The following is a 19168-nucleotide window of genomic DNA, read 5'->3' as shown; positions in this document are numbered from 1 at the left end:
TATGAAGAATTTCTTTTCACCCGGTTCAATCCTGATAATGCTTCTGGTTGCCCTTATTCCTGTTGGTAACCTGCAGGCGCAAACCTCACCTGTAATCATTCTCGGTAAGGTTACTACCGGCCGCGACAAAACACCGATCCATGGCGCCTCCGTAACTGAAATTGATAAAGACGACCGGATTGTTCGCGGGGTGTCTACCGATATAGACGGCAACTTTGCGCTCCGCATCTCGAACCCAAAAAACAAGATCTCGGTTTCCTACATCGGTCACCAGACGGTAACCCAAAACATTTCGGGCCGTACAGCTATCAATGTACAGCTGCCGGTAAAAGCAGACATGGATGAGATCATTGTGGTAGCCGATAAAAAAACCGACAACGGCATGATGGCGATCTCCGAACGCGACCGCACATTCGCCTCCGCGACTATCAGCGCCAAGGAAATGGAAGAAATGCAGTCTACCTCCATCGACCAGGCGTTGCAGGGCCGGTTACCAGGTCTTGATATCACCGCCAGCTCGGGCGACCCCGGCGCAGCCATGAGTATCAAGATCCGTGGTACTTCCTCCATCAACTCCTCCGACAACCCACTGATCGTAGTAGATGGAATGCCGTATGAAACAACCATCCCTTCCGATTTCAACTTTGGAACTGCCGATGAACAGGGTTATGCAGCCCTGCTGAACATTGCGCCGTCCGACATCAAAGATATTACCGTGCTGAAAGATGCCGCCGCCACCGCCGTATGGGGCGCCCGCGCAGCAGGCGGGGTATTGCTTATTACCACCAAACGCGGTAAAATAGGCAAACCACAGTTAACCTATACTTTTAAAACGTCTATGACCCAGGCGCCTTCCGCTATTCCCATGCTTACCGGCGACCAGTACTCCATGCTGATCCCTGAAATGGTGATGAACCGCAACGGCGTTCCGCTCAACACACAAACCCAAAAAGAATTTCAATACGATCCTACCGATCCATACTGGTATCATAATTACAGCAACAATACCAATTGGGTAGATGCTATCCGCCAAACAGGTTTTATCCAGAGCCATAACCTGTCGATGAACGGTGGCGGTAAAAAAGCCCGTTACTTCACGTCACTCGATTATACCGGCCAAACCGGCACCACTATCGGGAATGACCTCAAGCGCATCAACAGCCGCATCAACCTCGATTATACCGTGTCTGACCGCATCCGTTTCAGAACCGACCTGTCGTATTCACACTCGGCCAACAAACGCAACTATGCCGATAACCTGCTGGAGATAGCCTATAAAAAAATGCCGAACATGAGCGTGTATGAATACGATGAGTACGGCAACCAGACCCCTAACTTTTTTTCACCGGCGGCCAACGTACAGGGGCAATACGGCGGCATAAGCAGCAATAACACCGTAATAGGCACCGTTAACCCCGTGGCCATGGCCAAGGCCGCTTACCGCAATATTATTTCCGAACGGGTTATTCCGCACTTTACCCTGCAGTATGATATAAAACCGGCCGTGTTGTTTGCCAGCTTCGATATCCAGTTCGATATCAACAATACCAAGAACAAATCATTTTTACCGCAGATAGCTACCGGCCGGCCGTGGACGGAAACCAGTGTGAACCGCGTATACGATGGCGATGCAGACGCCTTCAGCGTACAATCAAAAACAAGTCTTACCTATACGCCGCACCTGACAGAGAACCACAAGCTGATCCTGTTCTCTACTTTCCTTACCAGCGATTACAAATACGTATCGCACCAGGCGCAGACCTCCAATACCGCCTCTACCGATCTGCAGGACCCTTCCGTACCTTCCCGTACCGCCAATCCCGATCTGAACCTCACCTCCACCCAGATCCAGTCCCGGTCAATCGGCGCCCTGGTAAACGGACAGTATTCTTTTAAAGACCGCTATATTTTCAACGCGGCTGCCCGTATGGATGGCAACTCCAAGTTTGGCCCCAGCCACCGGTATGGTTACTTCCCATCGGTATCGGCCCGCTGGCGCATGAGTGAAGAATGGTTTATGAAACCATTTCAGAAATGGATCAACGACCTCAGCATTCGCGGCAGTTACGGTCACTCGGGCCGCGAACCAAAAGACGATTATACTTTCTACAATACCTACAGCACCTACTCCTACTCATACCTGGGCCAGAGCGCTATTTATCCATCCCGGATGCAATTGAACAACCTTTCCTGGGAAATAAACAAAGGCGCCAACCTGGGTTTCACCCTCATTGGGCTGAACCGGCGCATCAATATGGATGTTGACCTGTACCGCAACCGGATAGACCATATGTATTCACCCGGTTTACAGATCTCTTCCTTTACCGGTTTTGATAAAGTGGATATGAACGTGGGCACCATGGATAACCAGGGCTGGGAAGTAAACCTGAATGCCGTGCTGGTTAAAAAGAAGAACTACAGCATCGAATTCAACTTCAACATTGCCCACAACGACAACATCATCCGTAAGATCTCTGAATACTATCCCCGCCAGAAAGGAAATATAGAAGCCAACGGCCAGTACAAATCGCTGTTGCAGGAAAACAATCCCTTTGGCTCCTTCTATGGCTTCCGGTACAAAGGCGTATATGCCGACAAAAACGCCACCATCGCCAAAGACGGAAAAGGACAACAGATCATAGGCCCCAACGGCCAGATCATTTACATGCGTTTCAATTACCCAACTGTCGATTACCAGTTTCAACCGGGCGATGCCATTTATGAAGACATCAACCACGACGGCAATATCAACTATATGGATGTGGTGTACCTCGGTAATGGCAACCCCAGGTTTACCGGTGGTTTTGGCCCCACCTTCAGCTGGAAAGGCTTGCTGCGTGTGACCGTTTTCTGTAACTACCGCCTTGGCCAGGACCTGATAAACGGCACCAAAATGACCACCACTTCCATGTACAACTTCGATAACCAAAGCACCGCGGTGCTGAGAAGATGGCGCAAAGAAGGCGATGTCACCGATATCCCAAGAGCGGTTTGGGCAACCGGTTATAATTACCTGGGCAGCAACCGGTATGTAGAAGATGGTTCTTTCCTGCGGCTGCGCTCCGCCACTGTTCGGTACACCTTCCCGTCAAAGGCATTGAGCAGATTAAAACTCTCCGGTTTCAGCTGCTATTTCACGGCCGAGAACCTGTTGACCTTTACCAAATATACCGGCCAGGACCCTGAAGTTTCGGTAAGAGGCAGTGATCCGTTCCGCGTGGCGCAGGACAACTCCATGACCCCGCCTTCAAAAACATATACCATCGGTTTATCAACCACCTTCTAAACAAACGAACGCAATGAACACGCTTAGGAAAATACATCTCGCTTTCTTTACGCTGCTGCTGGTTACGGGCGCCACTTCCTGCAAAAAATGGCTCACCCTTAAACCGAGTGACGGCATTGTAGGCGATACCTTCTGGCAAACCAAGGAACAACTGGCGTCGGCAGTGAACGGCATTTATGCCTCCCTCATTGGCAATCCGCCCGGGATCACAGACCGCAGCATGGCCGAATACCTGTTTATGTGGGGCGAACTGCGGGGCGATATGGTAATCCCGTCAAACGGCGCCACCAATTATGATATAGATATCTATAACGTAAACCTGCAATCGACCAACACCATCGTAAACTGGCGCGGCATTTACCGGACCATCAACTATTGCAACACAGTGATAAAACTGGCGCCCGGGGTGCTCACAAAAGATAAAACCCTTACCCAGGAGCAACTGGGCTCGTACCTGTCCGAAGCGTATACCATCCGCGCCCTGATGTATTTTTACCTGGTGCGCAGTTTTGGCGATGTGCCCTTGAAACTGAACGCCACCACCAGCGACGACCAGCTGGAACAATTGCCCAAGAGCAAACAGGCCGAAGTGTTGGACCAGATCGTGAACGACCTGAAGACAGCGGAAATGACCGCGGTTTTCACCTATGGCAACACCGCTTCCGACAAAGGCCGGGTTACAAAATATACCATTTACTCCCTGATGGCAGATGTATACCTGTGGATGGATAAATACAATGATTGTATCACTGCCTGCGACAATGTGATCAACTCCGGCCGGTTCGGGCTTATCACCAACCGGAATTTTTTCTACCAGATCTATGACCTCGGTAATTCCAACGAATCCATCTTCGAGTTCCAGTATAGCAAAGAAGCGCTGAACCCCTTCTATCCCATGTTCACTACCACCAAAAGAAGGTACCAGGCTTCCGACGCCGTGATGGAAACTATTTATACCATCGACTACGTAAACCCCGACAGTATAGATTACCGGGCCGATGGCGCCTCGGTGATCAGCAGCAGTAACCTCATCTCAAAATTCCTCTTCGATGCAACTGCCGACGCCTCCTATAATCACTGGATCGTTTACCGGTATGCCGACATCCTGCTGATGAAAGCGGAAGCGCTCAACCAGTTGGGCCGGGGCCCTGAAGCCTTAAAACTATTATACGATGTAAGACGCCGCAGCCATGCCCAGCCCGCAACCGACCCGGCGCCCGACCCCAACAGCGTTGACCAGGTAACTGATTTTATTGTGGCAGAAAGGGCCCGGGAGTTTTCGTTTGAAGGTAAACGCTGGTACGACGTATTGCGGAATGCCAAAAGAAATAATTACGCCCGGCTGGATATCATCCTGGATATGGTAAGAACCGCCGTGCCGCCCGAACGGCAGCAATCGGCGCTGAACAAGTACCGGGACCATAACAGCCATTACTTCCCGGTTTACTTCTATGAGCTGAGTACCGACAAAAACCTTGAACAAAACCCCTTTTACCAATAAGCTCCCAACAAAACCTGCTTATATGAAAAAATTAATCAAGCCCCTTGCAACGGCTATCGTTTTCACCCTTATTTTAGTTGGTTTGTCGCAATGTAAAAAACTGAACATTGCCACGCTCACCACCGACGATACCAACCTGGTGGGTTACCTGCAAAAGTACCCGGACACTTACTCCGAGTTCATTAAAGTACTGGAGAAATCGGGTACGGCTTCGTATATGAATGCCTATGGCACCTATACCCTGTTTGCCCCCACCAACGATGCCATGAAAAGCTACCTGCAGGAAATTGGTAAAACCTCCATCGATGAGATCAGTGTAGATGATCTGAAGACGATGGTAAAGTATCACGTGTTGGGAGACACTATTTCCACTCCTTCTTTTACCGATGGTAAATTACCGGTGCCCACCATGCACGGGGAATATCTTATTACCAGTGTGAATAATGAGAACGGCGTTTCGCGGTACATCGTTAACCGGCGCGCCATCATATTGCAGCCTAACATTCATACCGGCAACGGCATCCTGCATTCCATAGACCATGTACTGATCCCCAGCAGTAAAACGCTGTACCAGAAATTAAAAGAGAACAACAACTACTCGCTTTTTGTGGAAGCGCTCGATGCCACCGGTGTAGGCGCCGCCATTCAAAAGCTGACCTATAAAAACGACACCACCCCCAACTGGTATACGGTGCTGGCCCAGTCCAATGCCGTTTTTGCCGCCCAGAACATTTTCACCCTCAACGACCTGAAAGCAAAATATACCAAACCGGGCGCCAACATCACCGACCCTAAGGACAGTTTGAACATGTACATGGCGTATCATATTCTCACCGGGCTTAAATTCACCGCCGACCTGGTGATGTCGCCTTCCCATGAAACCCTGGTGCCGCAGGAAGTAATTACCACGGTATTAAAAGGCGAGAATGTACTGGTGAACTATGAAACCACCAACGGCGTAACAGACAGCGCCCTGGTAAACAGGCCATACAGCGATATAGCCTGTATCAACGGCGTACTGCACGACCTGAATAATAACCTGTACATAAAAGTGAGGTATCCCACAGCAGTATACTGGGATGTGTGTGAACAACCCGAGATCATGAAACTGACTTCCATTTTCAGAAAAGGCGGCAAAAGCGTCACCTTCCAGGTGGGCGATCTGAAAGATGTTACCTGGCCCGCAGGTACCGTTGATTATTTGTGTAACAACCCCGGCGCCAAAGACCTTTTCTACTGGAACGACCGGCTTGGGTTAAGCTATTTAAAAACAACCGCCGGCCAGATGAACTGGATCGAATTTACCACGCCCCTGATCATCAAAGGCCGGTACAAAGTATGGGTTTGCTGGCGCTCGAATAACGCCAATACCGGGCTGGGGATGCAAACCTGGGTAGACGGCGTTTTACTGCCCCGCACCTTCTCCTTCGGCGATTATAATTATGGTAAAACATTGACAGAAGACCAGGTAAGAGCACAGGGCTGGAAGCGGTATTACGTAGGCGCCAGCACCGCAGATCATATGGCCTCCAAACTGTTAGGTACGGTGGAGATACTAACCACAGGCCGGCATAAAATAAGATTTGTTACCACGGAGGTGTCACCGAAAACATCGGCAAGCTGGCTGGATATGATCCATTTTATTCCGGAAACCCAGGACCAGTATTCGCCCAAGTTCGCCACCGATGGCTCCTTGGTGTATTAAAGTAAAGTTGATTTCTAATTCTATACGTGTTATGCTGACAAAAAACAAACTGATTGCTTTTGTAGTGTTTCTGTGGAGCGCTTCACAACTATCCTGTACCCGTAAGTGGGACGATCACAATAAAATAAACAATTCAGACCTTACCCAAAACCTGTATCAGAAAATCGCGGCAGACCCTTCATTGCGTCTATTCGCCGGTTACCTGGTAAAAACTGGTTATGCCGATACGTTACAATTAAACAGATCATTTACGGTTTGGGCGCCTAATGATGATGCGTTGAAGACCATAGATGCCACCATCAGCAACGATGATAAAAAATTAAAACAGTTTGTGGCCCATCACATTGCCCATTTAGCTTATTACAGCGATCAGTTACAGGCAGGCGCTCAGCGTTTGCCCCTCATAGATGGCAAGTACGTTATAGTAAAACCTACTTCTTTTGAAGAGGCGCCCATCTACGACAAAGACGGACTGGCTTCCAATGGCGTGTTAAATACCATCACGGCAGCCGCTGCCCCGGCGTTGAATTGCTGGGAAATTATCGACAGCTTAAAAACTGGCGGCAATAACATGGCCAGGTTTCTGCGGGATTTTGTAAAGAGTAAACGCGATACCACCAATGCCGTTGTAATCGGCATTGACCCCACCACCGGCGCCCCCATTTACAAACCGGGTACCGACACAGTGAAGATCCCGGTGTTCCTTGACAGTGTATACAATGTAAACAACGAAGCAAAACAGTATACGGTGTTTTTGATGAACAATACCACCTGGGATAAAGAAAGGGCCAAGCTGGATACGTTCTTCAAAACATCAACGGTGGATTCTACCGTATCCTGGGCGCGTTTTTGTACGGCCAGGGATATGGCCATCGAGGGCGCTTATTCCCCCGATCAGTTACCCACCCAGATCCAGTCGAAATTCGGCACCGTGGTGCCCATCAATAAATCGGCTATCCTGGCCAGCTACCGTACCAGCAACGGGTATGTGTATGTATTGAGCGATATGAATGTATCGGTACCGGCGCGCATCCGGCCCTTTGTGATCCAGGGCGAAAATTACCTGGGCACCAGCAACGGGTCAAGAACGCCCATTTACCTGCGCACGTTGATTAATCCCAACAACGGCCAAACCTTCAGCGATCTGTATGCTTACAACCATGGCGTAAACAAATGGTATGTGCGGTACCAGCTCCGTGATGTATACTCCACCAGGTACAGGGTATACTGGGCTACCTACAATAACCGCTGGAACAATACCCTGAACCAGCGCCTGGCCCTGGGCACGGCAGACGATAAAACATTTGCTTATAGAAATGTGCCCTACAATGTATACACCGAAGACTATATAGGTGATTATATCGTAACCGGCTATACCAACGGGCTGCTCGATCTGTACCTGGTAAGTGCCGACATAGCGCCCAGTTCAAGCAACCAGAATCAAAATTCCCTGTTCCTCGATTACATCCGGCTGGAACCGGTTGTTCAATAAAACTATTTATGCGTTCTCATCCACAACATATGAAGCTCACAACTGCAATAACCAAAACGGTTTCCCTGGCTGTCCTGGCTACTTTGATTGGTAGTCAACTGGCGGCGCAGCAGGTAACCGGCGATAGTACCCGGCCAGCTATCGCAGAGGACACTACGATCATTGTGCTTAGAAAACCAACCCGTGCAGATTCCATGGGGGTGATGGCCTCCGGTGTTATCCTGGATGCAGGCACCCGCAAACCATTACCCGGCATCAATATTTCGATCCCTGATTTTTCGGCCGCCATCTCCGATGAAAAAGGCCGGTTCAGCATAAAAGTGCCATCGTATTCAAGCACCCTGCTCATCTCGGCCCCCGGCTTTCAGTCGAAGGAAGCACCCTTACGCGGCAACACCGCCGTAACGGTGCAGCTGTACGATGAGAATTTTGATTCTTATTATGACGAAGCAGTAACCCCGGCAGGTGTAATAACCAGGAACCGGATCACATCGGCGTTTACCACTACCAATACCCAGGGCGCGTGGCCACGCAACCAGGAAACCCCCGAGAATTATTTACAGGGCAATGCCAATGGCTTAAATATCATCCGCCGCTCCGGCACGCCCAATATCGGCAGCAACCTGTTTATGCGCGGTATGTCGTCGTTATTCGCCACCAACCGGCCCCTGATCGTAGTAGACGGGATGATCTATGAAACAAATGACTTCGGCGGTTCCATCATCAATAATTTCTATTCAAATCCGCTGAACCTGATCGATATAAAAGATATCGACAACATTACGGTGATCAAAGATGGCGCTTCGCTGTATGGCACTAAAGGCGCCAATGGCGTAATTATGATCACCACGGCCAAGGCCAGGGAACTGGCTACTAAAATTGATGTGGGCGTTTACACCGGCATGAACTTCGCCCCTAAAAACATCCCGGTAATGAACGCGGCGCAGTTCAGGCCCTATCTTTCGGACATCCTGCAATCGCAGGGCATGACGGAAGACGGAGTGAGCAAACAACCCTATATGACCGACGATCCCAATAACCCGAATTATTATGCCACGCACTATAATACCAACTGGCAGGATGCGATCTACAAAAACAGCCTGTCGCAAAACATTTACCTGCGGGTGACCGGCGGCGATAACATTGCCCGGTATGCCTTGTCCATGGGATATGTAAAAAACAACGGGGTTATAAAAAATACCGGCCTGGTGCGTTACAACACCCGGTTAAATGCCGATCTGAATCTGAGCAAGCGCCTCAACCTGAACAGTAATTTATCCTTTACCTACGGCGAACAGAATACCCAGCACCTGGGTTTGAACACGCGGATTAACCCGGTGTATGTGGCCCTGGTAAAATCACCCTTTCTGCCCATCCAGGAAGTAGATAAAGACGGCGCCGAAAGCCCCAACCTGGCCGATGTGGACACCCTGGGCATGAGTAACCCCGTGCAGCTGGTAAACCATGTACTGGCAGTAAACAAAAGCTATCGCTTTTTTGGTTCGCTGAATTTCAGTTACCTCATCAATAATAATCTTACCCTGCAGGCATTGTTTGGCCTTACCCAGGATAAGGTGCGGGAAAACTTTTTTATTCCGCGCAAAGGCATCAGCAACGATACGCTGCAGGCAGCCATTGCCGATAGCCGTTCGGGCAGCCAGGCCAAACGCCTCTTTGCCGTGTACAACGATACCCGGCTCCGTTATAAAAAAACATTCAACCTGGTGCACGATGTGGAAGTGCTGGCCGGTTTACGCTACCATCAGCAAAGCCAGGAGCAGGACGTTGGCTATGGCTACAACTCAGCCACCGACGAACTGGTGAATGTAGGGTATAGTATTCCCAGCCTGCGTAAAGTGGGTGGCGATATTGGCAAGAACCGCTGGCTGAATACCTACCTCAATGTCAACTACGGGTTCAATGATAAATTCTTCCTTACAGCAGCCGTATCGGCCGATGCGTCTTCCCGCTTTGGTCATGAAATTCCCGGAGCGCTTACCATCGGCGGCAACAAATTTTCGCTGCTGCCGGCGCTGCAGGCCGCCTGGCTGGTTTCGTCCGAAGCCTTTATGAAAAAGGCGCCGGCAATCAGCCTGTTGAAACTGCGCGCCGGGTATAGCCTTACGGGTAACGACGATATCGGGAATTACACCGCCCGTCAAAACTATGTATCGCAAAACCTGCTGGGCATGGAAGGACTGGTACGCGGCAATTTTGCGGATCCGCAATTGCAATGGGAAGTAAATAAAAAGCTGAACCTGGGCATCGACCTCGGTTTCCTGCACGATCGCTTACGCATCAGTGCAGACGTATATGAAAACCGCACCGATAAAATGGTGGTGCTGGAAAAAGCGCCTACTGCTTCCGGTCTTGAATACCTGGCCAGCAACAGCGGAGGCATGAAAACCCGGGGGGTTGAAGCTATGGTAAGCGGCCGCATCCTCAACCGCCCCCTGTTGAAATGGGATGTAAGCGCCGGTATTGCGGTGTACCGCAACCAGCTCACCCAACTGCCCGACAACCGCATTGTAACGCCATTTGCCGATGGGTACATCCTGAGCGAAGTGGGCAAAGCCGCCAACCTGTTTTATGGTTATAAAACGCATGGCGTGTACAGCACCGACCAGCAAGCCGCCGCAGCGGGGTTATCAACCAAACCGGTTAACCAGCCGGTTACCGCTTTCAAAGGCGGCGACATCGCATTTGAAGATTACAATGGCGATAAGCTCATCAACGACCAGGATAGGCAGGTGATCGGCAACCCCAACCCCGATTTTACCGGTATGTTCAGCAGCAGCCTTTCCTGGCGCCGGTTCTCGGTGGATGCGTTGTTCACGTTCAGCGTGGGTAATGATGTATACAACTATATGCGGGCGCAGCTGGAAGCGGGCGACAGCTACAACAACCAGCTACCCAGCCTAGTTAACCGCTGGCGCGCACAGGGGCAGGTTACCAACGTGCCCAAAGCCGTGTATGGCGATCCCATGGGCAACAGCCGGTTCAGCGACCGCTGGATCGAAGATGGGTCGTACCTGCGGTTAAGAAGTTTGTCTATCTCTTATAACGTACGCATAAAACCGGCCTTCATCAAGTATTTAACGGTATATGCATCCGGTACCAATTTGCTCACTTTTACCAAATACCTGGGCTATGATCCCGAGTTCAGCGCTACCGGATCGGTATTGGGTCAGGGGGTTGATATTGGCCTGGAACCCCAGTTCAGAAGCGTGCAGACAGGCGTAAGGATAGGTTTGTAAAATTTAATTGTAACGGAGTAATAATAAGATTATGAGAGCCATAAAAAAATCCCTTTTTCTTTTTGCGGTCGTGCTCCTGGCAGCCGGTATAACGGGTTGTAAAAAACTGTTTGATGTAAAACCAGAGCAGGCGCTCGATAAAGACGAGGTATACCAGAACGTGTACGATGCCGATGCCGCGGTATTGGGGTTGTACGGCAAATTCCTTTCCCTGGCCAAACAATACGTGGTATTGAACGAATTGCGGGCCGACCTGATGGATGTGACCATGAATGTAGACGATGCGTTGAAGCAGATCAACGAACATACGGTTACCGAAGACAATCCCTATGCCGATCCCCGCCCCTTTTTCGAGATCATCCTCAACTGCAATGACGTACTGAAAAATTTCGACATCATGCGGGCCGGGAAGAAATTTAAAGAAGATGAATACCGCCAGCGGTACTCCGATGTGGCCGCCCTGCGTTCGTGGGTATATTTACAGGCCGGTATTTTGTATGGCAATGTTCCCTACATTACCACGCCACTGGCTACGGTAGACCAGGTAAAGAATGACAACAACTTTCCCCGCCTCGATCTGAAAACGCTGGTGGATAGCCTGGTAAAAACAACCGAGGCCATGCCGTTTAAAGACATCTACCCTGCAGGCACCAGTTTGATCACCATGGTGGATGGCTACAATACCGCCAAATTCTTCATCAACAAAAAATGCCTGTTGGGCGATCTGTACCTCTGGCGTTCGGCCTTCACCGGTTCTTCGGATGATGCCAGGAAAGCGGCGCAGAATTATAAAGATGTGATGGAAACCGGCGGAACCGACCCGGATATGTACCGCGTAAAATATGCCGAGGTGATCAGTAACGACGATGTGGCCGTGGGTTACTGGAACGATGGCCGTATTTCCCAGTATGATGAGAACAGGCTGATAGATGTGAACACAACCGGCTGGCGTTCTATTTTTGCCCGCAGCCAGGACCTCAGGTATAACCAGGAATGGATCTGGATGTTGTATTTCGATAAAGGGTTCTCCCCCGCCAATCCGTTTATTAATTTGTTCAGCAACCGCGGCGGCAGTTACCTGTTAAAACCCAGCATGGCCGCCATCAGCAACTGGAACAGCCAGGTACAATCGGACAACAACTTCCCTTATGATGCAAGAGGCAAACTAACGTACAAGATGCTGGACGGCCAGCCGGTGATCACCAAGTACCTGTACAATTACCTGAGTGAAGACAAACTGGTGCCGGTAAATATGCTCGAAAAGCCGGGCAAGTGGTTCTTATACCGGGCTGCGCAATTACATTTGCGGTATTCGGAAGCAGCCAACCGCGATGGCCGTCACCGCATCGCCTATGCGCTGGTGCATAATGGCATTCAGGCCAACTTCGATAGCAACCCCGGCGCCGGTACGGCCCGCGACGTTACCAATACCGAACAAACTTTTGATGCGTACCCCTATAACTTCGATGCCCGCATGGGCGATTATCCATCTTACCGGGCGCCCTGGCACCGCAATGCCGGCGTACGCGGCAGGGCCCATTTAAAATCAGATCCGTTACCGGCAGGCGACAGCACGCTGCTGATCGAAGACCGGATCATCAACGAATCGGCGTTGGAGCTGGCGTTTGAAGGCAGCCGCTGGCAGGACCTGCTGCGCCTGGCCATCCGGAGAAATGATCCCGCCTTCCTGGCTGCACGTGTAGCGTCAAAATTTGAAAAGGCAGGCAATGCCGGCATGGCCGCTACTGTAAAAACAAAATTGATGAACCCGGCTAATTGGTTCTTACCCTTTAAATGGAAATAACAAAACGCTGAACGCGGAACGCTTAGCGCTGAACGCGAAAGGCAATGAATCGTACTCTATCTTATTTGTAATCCCTGACCCGTAAATACCACCTGTCATTGGCTCACGATGGGTGGTATTTTTCAACAAGTCAGTTCAGTCAGTTTCAGCTATCCGTACCCGCTTTTTTTTGGCAAAGGGCAAGGGGCTGCCGACGTTGAAATTCAGGGCAATTGAGTGATATTTTAAAACCATCCCCTATGCCTACCCGGCCGCTAATCCCTCCATGACGGCAGCGCAGGCGTATTCGTGGATCGTGAGCAATGTAGGCCCTACCGTTCCCAAACGCGACCAGGTTGATTCCCTGATTGTAGCAGAAGTAAACTCCCGCGGCACCCAGGGCCGGTATATCTATCGCGAAACCGATAACCCGTTGATCAATGATACAAAGGTAGAACGTTCTTTTGTGCAATACACTCAGATGGTGTCAATAGTGGTCTATAAGTGGCTTTAATGTGTCTGAACTGAGATAGTTTGATTTTTGGGATGCGTGGGATTGTGCCAGGGTTGTGCCGGGATTGCTGTGGACATTCTGAGCAAGTTGTTCGGATGTTGTTCGGACTCGCTCCAGGTAACTCCGAACATTTCCGAAGAGAATCGAACAAAGTCCCAACAAAGATGGAATGAAACCCAGTAGAATCCCACACATCCCATCCATCCATCCATCCATCTATCTCAGTTCAGACATCTTCGGCCACCCGTTCGCATCCCAACCCAATTCCCGGATAATCAATTTCGATTTGCCATTGTCTTTGGCATCGTAACCATGGTATACGATGTAATCTTTGCCATCAAACGTATAAACGGAGTTATGCCCTATGGCCACCCAGTTGGTGGTATCGCCTGCGGCTACCAGTGAGCCGCCACCCTTCATCATAGGCACATTGTTCTTATCAATGTACGGGCCGGTTACTTTTTCACTACGGCCCACCAACACTTTGTAAGTACTTTTTAACCCGCGGCAGCAATAATCAACCGACACAAACAGGTAATAGTATTTTCCTTTTTTAAACAGGAAAGGCGCTTCGATGGCGGTAGTGCCGGAATCCCGTCTATTGGCGAGGTTGTACCATTCCTCCGGATGCGCCAATGAGACCAGATCATTATTAAGTTTAACGAGTTTTATGCCACTCCAGAAAGAACCAAAGGTTAACCACGCTGAATCATTATCATCAACAAATAAATTGGGATCGATGGCATTCCAGTCGTCGCGGTTGGGAACCGATTGCACCAGTTTGCCCCGGTCTTCCCAATGAAAATCCCGTGCACCAGGATGCAGGGTTTTATTGGTGGCCACGCCAATACAGGAAGTATTTTTACCAAAAGCAGACACCGCATAATACAGGTAATACTGTCCGTTATGAAAGCTCATGTCCGGCGCCCAGGTATGGCCTTTAAAAGCAGGCAGTTCTTTCATAACCCATGCCGGCGGCTGAGCAAACACGGGTGGTTCCTTTTTCCAGTCAACCATATTTACAGATGACCACTCCGTTATCCCTTGCCCGGTGCAGAACATATAGTATACGCTGTCCTGTTTTATTAAAACGGGATCGTGGGCAGGAATGGGTTGAGCGGCTGAAGACAGGTTCAGGAGAAGATAGTAGTATATGATTAAATATTTCATTAGCTAAGTATTCAACCTGTTAACCTGATAACTATATCAACTCTGTCAACCATATCAACTTTATCAACACTATCAACCCTGTCAACCTAAAACCTCATTCCAACTTTACCCGTAACACGCTGAATGAATAAGGTGCTGTATTAAGTGTTATCTTCTTATTTTTAATTGCAATCGTCGATTCAACAGGTGCTACGTTGGTTGGACTGTCGAATGAATTGACCGCGGTGAGGTCCGACTGCATGGTCAGCAATTTGCCCTGAGCTGCGAGCTTCTTTACGCCATCCAGTTGCAGGTTATTGGTTTGTGCTTTGTCAGATGCGTTCACCACTTTAATGATCAGTTCATGGGCAGCGGCATCTATACAGGCCGACGCATAGAGACTGTCCTGCCCGGCCACTGCATCATTGTTTAACGTAATGGGTACTACCTGGGAACCTTTGTTGAGGGAGAATAATTTTTGCACCTGGTAATCGGGCGTGCCATAGGCCTGCAGGTTGTTCACCCATATTAAATCGGGCGCCCATTGCCAGCCATCCACATTGGCAAACAGCGGCGCATAGGAAGCCATGCCTACCACATCGGCATTGCGTTCCAACCCTGTCATAAAGGCTGCTTCTGACAAAGCTGCCAGCCAGGTATTGCGGTTGCTGCCCACCGTTTTATCAACATGGGAGGCGTATTCACCACCAAAAACCCGGGATCCGGTACGCGGATAATTATCATACCGGCGTGCGTTCTGCAGAAACCATTCCGGTTTGCGATAATAATGTTCGTCTATAAAGTCGGCATTCAGCTTGCGCAGCTCACCATTCAGGTAATCGAACCGATCGCCATTGGGATCGGTGCCTGAGCTGCAGATCAGTTTTATGTTGGGATATTTTGCTTTTATCGCTGCCTGGAATGCTTGTAAGCGTTCCACATATTGAGGGCCCCAGTTCTCATTGCCAATGCCCATCATCTTCAGGTTGAATGGAGCGGGATGACCCATACCGGCGCGTACCTTTCCCCATTTACTATTTACATCGCCATTGGCAAACTCCACCAGGTCCAGTGCATCCTGGATAAACGGATCGAGGTCCTTCATGGGCACCAGCTCTGCAGAATTGAACTGACAGGCCATCCCACAATTTAAAATGGGCAATGGTTCCGCGCCAATGTCTTCTGCCAGCTGAAAGTATTCAAAGAAACCCAGGCCAAAGGTTTGAAAATAATCGGGTGCATTGCGATAGGGAAACTCAATATTCCACCGGTTGATCATCAGTTGTCTTTCTTCTATGGGGCCTACCGTATTCTTCCAGCGATACCTGTTTGTCAAATCGAACCCTTCTACAATACAACCACCGGGGAACCGGATGAAACCGGGTTTCATGTCGGCCAGCAGTTGCACCATATCGGCGCGTAGGCCGCCGGGGCGGTTCTTCCAGGTATCACCGGGAAACAGCGAGATCATATCCAGGTCTACCGTGCCATTGCCCTCAAACCAGATGTTCAACCTGCCTTTTGCTACCGTTTCACTGGCATGGAAACTTACCGCTGCTTTATGCCAGCTGTCGCCCGCTTCGGTTAACGACAACACCGTATCGCCCACTACCCTTTTGGTACTGTCGGTCAATTCGATGTGTAATTTCGTGTGAGCCTCCGGTTGACGATACAAGATAGAGAAATCATAACGCATTCCTTTTTTAATACCCATGCCGCGGAACCCTTCATTGGTAAGGCCCAGATCGCCTTTCACTGCATGGTTCAGTGTCACGCGCAAAAAGCGGGGATTACGGGTATTCTGCTCACCGCTGTTTATCACCAGCAGTTCGCCTTCCACAAACTTTTTTCGGTTCACTGTCCAGCCCATCATGGGTTTAAAAAACTCAAACGAGCGGTTCTTTACCATTTCCGCATAAATACCCCCATCAGCCCCGAAATTGATATCTTCAAAAAAGATCCCCCACATCGTTTTATCGATGGTGGCTTTTGGTTGTGCGGCATTTACCACTAACGTATGGGTTACCTGCGAGAAAGAAAATGTAGTGAATACAGTTAATATCAGTACTACTAAAGCAAATCGTTGTTTCATTATTCTTAATTCTTAATTTTTTGTTCTCGGCCGCCTCCGCCAGCTGGCGGAGAGGAGAAATACAACCTCGCGATATGTATTCAACCTCGTCAACTGGTTAACTGGTCAACTGGTCAACTAAAATGCAATTGTACAGACGATAATGTCATTGATACAATTATACTTATTAATTGGGGATTGAACAAAACAGGTTACAGGGTCATCAGCAGCCGGCTATTGAACCATAGATCGCTCCCCTTTGGTGGATGAAATTTTTCATACCTTTAGAAAAGTTTAAAGATGAATAATGGAAACAGGCGAACCATCCAGGTTAACCTGTTTTGGCTTTAAGCAGGGGAATGTTGCCGCATTCCCCTATTTATTTAAATAAACAAGCCTCCCGCCCTTCAACTTCGTTCAGGACTGGGAGGCTCGTAGTAATTTATATTTAAACCCTTAGCGCAATTCGGTAATAGCGCAATGGTCCATATCACCGTAGTCGAGGTTTTCACCGGCCATACCCCAAATGAAGGTATAGTTAGAAGTTCCGGCGCCGGAGTGAATGCTCCAGTTGGGGGAGATCACCGCCTGTTCGTTCTGCATCCAGATGTGGCGGGTTTCCTGCGGTTCGCCCATAAAATGACAAACGCTTTGTCCCTGCGGTACTTCAAAATAGAAATACACTTCCATCCGGCGGTCATGCGTATGGGCCGGCATGGTATTCCACACGCTGCCGCTTTTTAATTCGGTCATGCCCATTTGCAGCTGACAAACTTCCAGCACGCTGTTCACGATCAGTTTATTGATCACGCGGTGATTGGCGGTTGCCGCACTGCCCAGCTCCACCACATCCGCATCGGCGCGGCTGATCTTTTTGGTGGGATAGGTATGATGCGCCGGAGCTGCATTGATATAGAACTTGGCGGGTTTGCTGCCATCGGCTGACGCAAACTGCACCTCCTTTGTTCCTTTACCGATGTATAACGCTTCCTTATAATCTAATTCATATTGCTGTCCATCGGCAGTAATGGTACCTTTACCACCCACGTTGATGATGCCCATTTCCCTTCTTTCCAAAAAGAACTGCGCTTTCAGCTTTTCAGGATTCGGTAAGCTCACTGCACCTTTTACCGGCATCACCCCACCGGCAATATACCGGTCGTAATGCGACAAAGTCAGGTTCACAAAATCCGCTTCAAATAATTTATCTATCAAAAACGCCTTACGCAAAGCAGCCGTATCCATTTGCTTTGCTTCGTTGGGGCTTATTGCTAATCTATTGTCCATTGTAAGTTCTTTTTTAAGTGTTGTTTTTGAGGGCCTCCCCCCGGCCCCCTCCGGTGGAGGGGGAGTTTGGCAACCTCGCGATAAAACTTAGCCTAATAATATTTTAAACCTCCTATCTCCTATTTCTTACATCTTAACTTAATTTTCCTTTATCAACATTATCAACTCTATAAACTCTATCAACTTCCTGGTTAACTGATCAACCTGCCTTCCATTATCACATTAGCCAATTATCACATTATCACATTCTGCTATCTACCCATCCAACCTCCATCAACCGTAAGAATCGTTCCCGTTACATAATCAGAGGCAGGTGAAGCCAGGTACACCGCAGCGCCCTTCATATCTTCTCCTTCGCCCCAACGGCCGGCAGGGATGCGGGACAGAATGGATTTCGCACGCTCAGGATCATTGCGCAGGGCTTCGGTATTGTCGGTTGAAATATACCCGGGTGCAATCCCATTTACCTGTACGCCTTTGCCTGCCCATTCGTTACTGAGGGCCATAATGAGGCGGGCAATAGCGCCTTTACTGGCAGCATAACCCGGTACAGTGATACCACCCTGGAAGCTCAGCAAAGATGCAGTGAAGATAACCTTGCCGCTACCACGCGCGATCATGTCTTTACCAAATTCGCGGCTTAAAATAAAGGGGGCGTTCAGGTTCACATTGATCACTTCATCCCAGTATTCATCCGGATGTTCGGCGGCAGGTTTGCGCATAATGGTGCCTGCGTTGCAGAATAAGATATCAACGGGAGAACATTCGCCTTTTACCTTGTCGATAAAAGCATAGATGGCTTTGCGATCGTTGAAATCTGCCTGGTAGGCTTTAAACCTGCGACCGGTAGCTTCAACCTCCTGCTGCACTTTACTGCCGGTTAATTCCAGCGTTGCAGAAACACCAATAATGTCAGCGCCAGCTTCGGCCAGGGCCACAGCAATAGATTTACCGATACCTCTTTTGGCGCCTGAAACCAGTGCGGTTTTGCCTGCCAATGAAAATTTTGAAAGAATGCTCATAATTAATTTTGTTAACGGAATACAATGCTTGCCAGGGTGAGAGAAGCCCCTTTCCCGAAATGCCGGGATGAATAACAGGGCTGCAATTTCCTGCATGAGCG

The 19168-nt window shown here is 49.4% G+C and carries 11 protein-coding genes; 7 read left to right on the top strand and 4 right to left on the bottom strand.

Annotation, left to right across the window (positions count from 1 at the left end):
- The first annotated feature begins 1 nt into the window (after position 1).
- From NIAKO_RS03585 to NIAKO_RS03555, 7 genes are all read left to right on the top strand, one after another.
- Positions 2 to 3286, top strand: coding sequence for a SusC/RagA family TonB-linked outer membrane protein (locus tag NIAKO_RS03585; protein ID WP_014217031.1), 3285 nt, complete (start codon positions 2 to 4; stop codon positions 3284 to 3286).
- A gap of 13 nt (positions 3287 to 3299) precedes the next feature.
- Positions 3300 to 4787, top strand: a complete 1488-nt coding sequence (locus tag NIAKO_RS03580; protein WP_014217030.1) for a RagB/SusD family nutrient uptake outer membrane protein — start codon at positions 3300 to 3302, stop codon at positions 4785 to 4787.
- A 22-nt stretch (positions 4788 to 4809) separates the two neighbouring features.
- On the top strand, positions 4810 to 6492 hold the full coding sequence (locus NIAKO_RS03575; protein WP_014217029.1) for a fasciclin domain-containing protein: 1683 nt from the start codon (positions 4810 to 4812) through the stop codon (positions 6490 to 6492).
- A 31-nt stretch (positions 6493 to 6523) separates the two neighbouring features.
- Complete coding sequence (locus tag NIAKO_RS03570; protein WP_014217028.1) at positions 6524 to 7984, top strand: fasciclin domain-containing protein; 1461 nt, start codon at positions 6524 to 6526, stop codon at positions 7982 to 7984.
- Between the two features lie 29 nt (positions 7985 to 8013).
- Positions 8014 to 11241: a SusC/RagA family TonB-linked outer membrane protein gene (locus tag NIAKO_RS03565; RefSeq protein ID WP_041346296.1), complete on the top strand. Its 3228-nt coding sequence runs from the start codon at positions 8014 to 8016 to the stop codon at positions 11239 to 11241.
- A 31-nt stretch (positions 11242 to 11272) separates the two neighbouring features.
- The gene (locus NIAKO_RS03560; RefSeq protein ID WP_014217026.1) at positions 11273 to 13045 is read left to right on the top strand and encodes a RagB/SusD family nutrient uptake outer membrane protein; all 1773 of its coding nucleotides are present in this window, start codon (positions 11273 to 11275) and stop codon (positions 13043 to 13045) included.
- Positions 13046 to 13310: 265 nt separating this feature from the next.
- Positions 13311 to 13538: a hypothetical protein gene (locus tag NIAKO_RS03555; RefSeq protein WP_041346294.1), complete on the top strand. Its 228-nt coding sequence runs from the start codon at positions 13311 to 13313 to the stop codon at positions 13536 to 13538.
- A 216-nt stretch (positions 13539 to 13754) separates the two neighbouring features.
- On the opposite strand, the gene NIAKO_RS03550 is transcribed toward NIAKO_RS03555, so the two are convergent.
- From NIAKO_RS03550 to NIAKO_RS03535, 4 genes are all read right to left on the bottom strand, one after another.
- The gene (locus NIAKO_RS03550; RefSeq protein ID WP_014217025.1) at positions 13755 to 14708 is read right to left on the bottom strand and encodes an arabinan endo-1,5-alpha-L-arabinosidase; all 954 of its coding nucleotides are present in this window, start codon (positions 14706 to 14708) and stop codon (positions 13755 to 13757) included.
- Between the two features lie 94 nt (positions 14709 to 14802).
- Complete coding sequence (locus NIAKO_RS03545) at positions 14803 to 16779, bottom strand: alpha-L-arabinofuranosidase C-terminal domain-containing protein (protein WP_014217024.1); 1977 nt, start codon at positions 16777 to 16779, stop codon at positions 14803 to 14805.
- 435 nt (positions 16780 to 17214) lie between these two features.
- Positions 17215 to 18045, bottom strand: coding sequence for a 5-dehydro-4-deoxy-D-glucuronate isomerase (kduI, locus tag NIAKO_RS03540; protein ID WP_014217023.1), 831 nt, complete (start codon positions 18043 to 18045; stop codon positions 17215 to 17217).
- Between the two features lie 251 nt (positions 18046 to 18296).
- Positions 18297 to 19067: an SDR family oxidoreductase gene (locus NIAKO_RS03535; RefSeq protein ID WP_014217022.1), complete on the bottom strand. Its 771-nt coding sequence runs from the start codon at positions 19065 to 19067 to the stop codon at positions 18297 to 18299.
- Positions 19068 to 19168 lie beyond the last annotated feature (101 nt).

Source organism: Niastella koreensis GR20-10 (assembly GCF_000246855.1).
Classification (GTDB): Bacteria; Bacteroidota; Bacteroidia; order Chitinophagales; family Chitinophagaceae; genus Niastella; species Niastella koreensis.
This window is presented reverse-complemented; position numbering and strand designations above follow the sequence as displayed.

Coding starts and splice junctions, on each gene's coding strand:
- NIAKO_RS03585 (WP_014217031.1), top strand. CDS start 2: ATGAAGAATTTCTTTTCACCCGGTTCAATCCTGATAATGCTTCTGGTT.
- NIAKO_RS03580 (WP_014217030.1), top strand. CDS start 3,300: ATGAACACGCTTAGGAAAATACATCTCGCTTTCTTTACGCTGCTGCTG.
- NIAKO_RS03575 (WP_014217029.1), top strand. CDS start 4,810: ATGAAAAAATTAATCAAGCCCCTTGCAACGGCTATCGTTTTCACCCTT.
- NIAKO_RS03570 (WP_014217028.1), top strand. CDS start 6,524: ATGCTGACAAAAAACAAACTGATTGCTTTTGTAGTGTTTCTGTGGAGC.
- NIAKO_RS03565 (WP_041346296.1), top strand. CDS start 8,014: ATGAAGCTCACAACTGCAATAACCAAAACGGTTTCCCTGGCTGTCCTG.
- NIAKO_RS03560 (WP_014217026.1), top strand. CDS start 11,273: ATGAGAGCCATAAAAAAATCCCTTTTTCTTTTTGCGGTCGTGCTCCTG.
- NIAKO_RS03555 (WP_041346294.1), top strand. CDS start 13,311: ATGACGGCAGCGCAGGCGTATTCGTGGATCGTGAGCAATGTAGGCCCT.
- NIAKO_RS03550 (WP_014217025.1), bottom strand. CDS start 14,708: ATGAAATATTTAATCATATACTACTATCTTCTCCTGAACCTGTCTTCA.
- NIAKO_RS03545 (WP_014217024.1), bottom strand. CDS start 16,779: ATGAAACAACGATTTGCTTTAGTAGTACTGATATTAACTGTATTCACT.
- kduI (WP_014217023.1), bottom strand. CDS start 18,045: ATGGACAATAGATTAGCAATAAGCCCCAACGAAGCAAAGCAAATGGAT.
- NIAKO_RS03535 (WP_014217022.1), bottom strand. CDS start 19,067: ATGAGCATTCTTTCAAAATTTTCATTGGCAGGCAAAACCGCACTGGTT.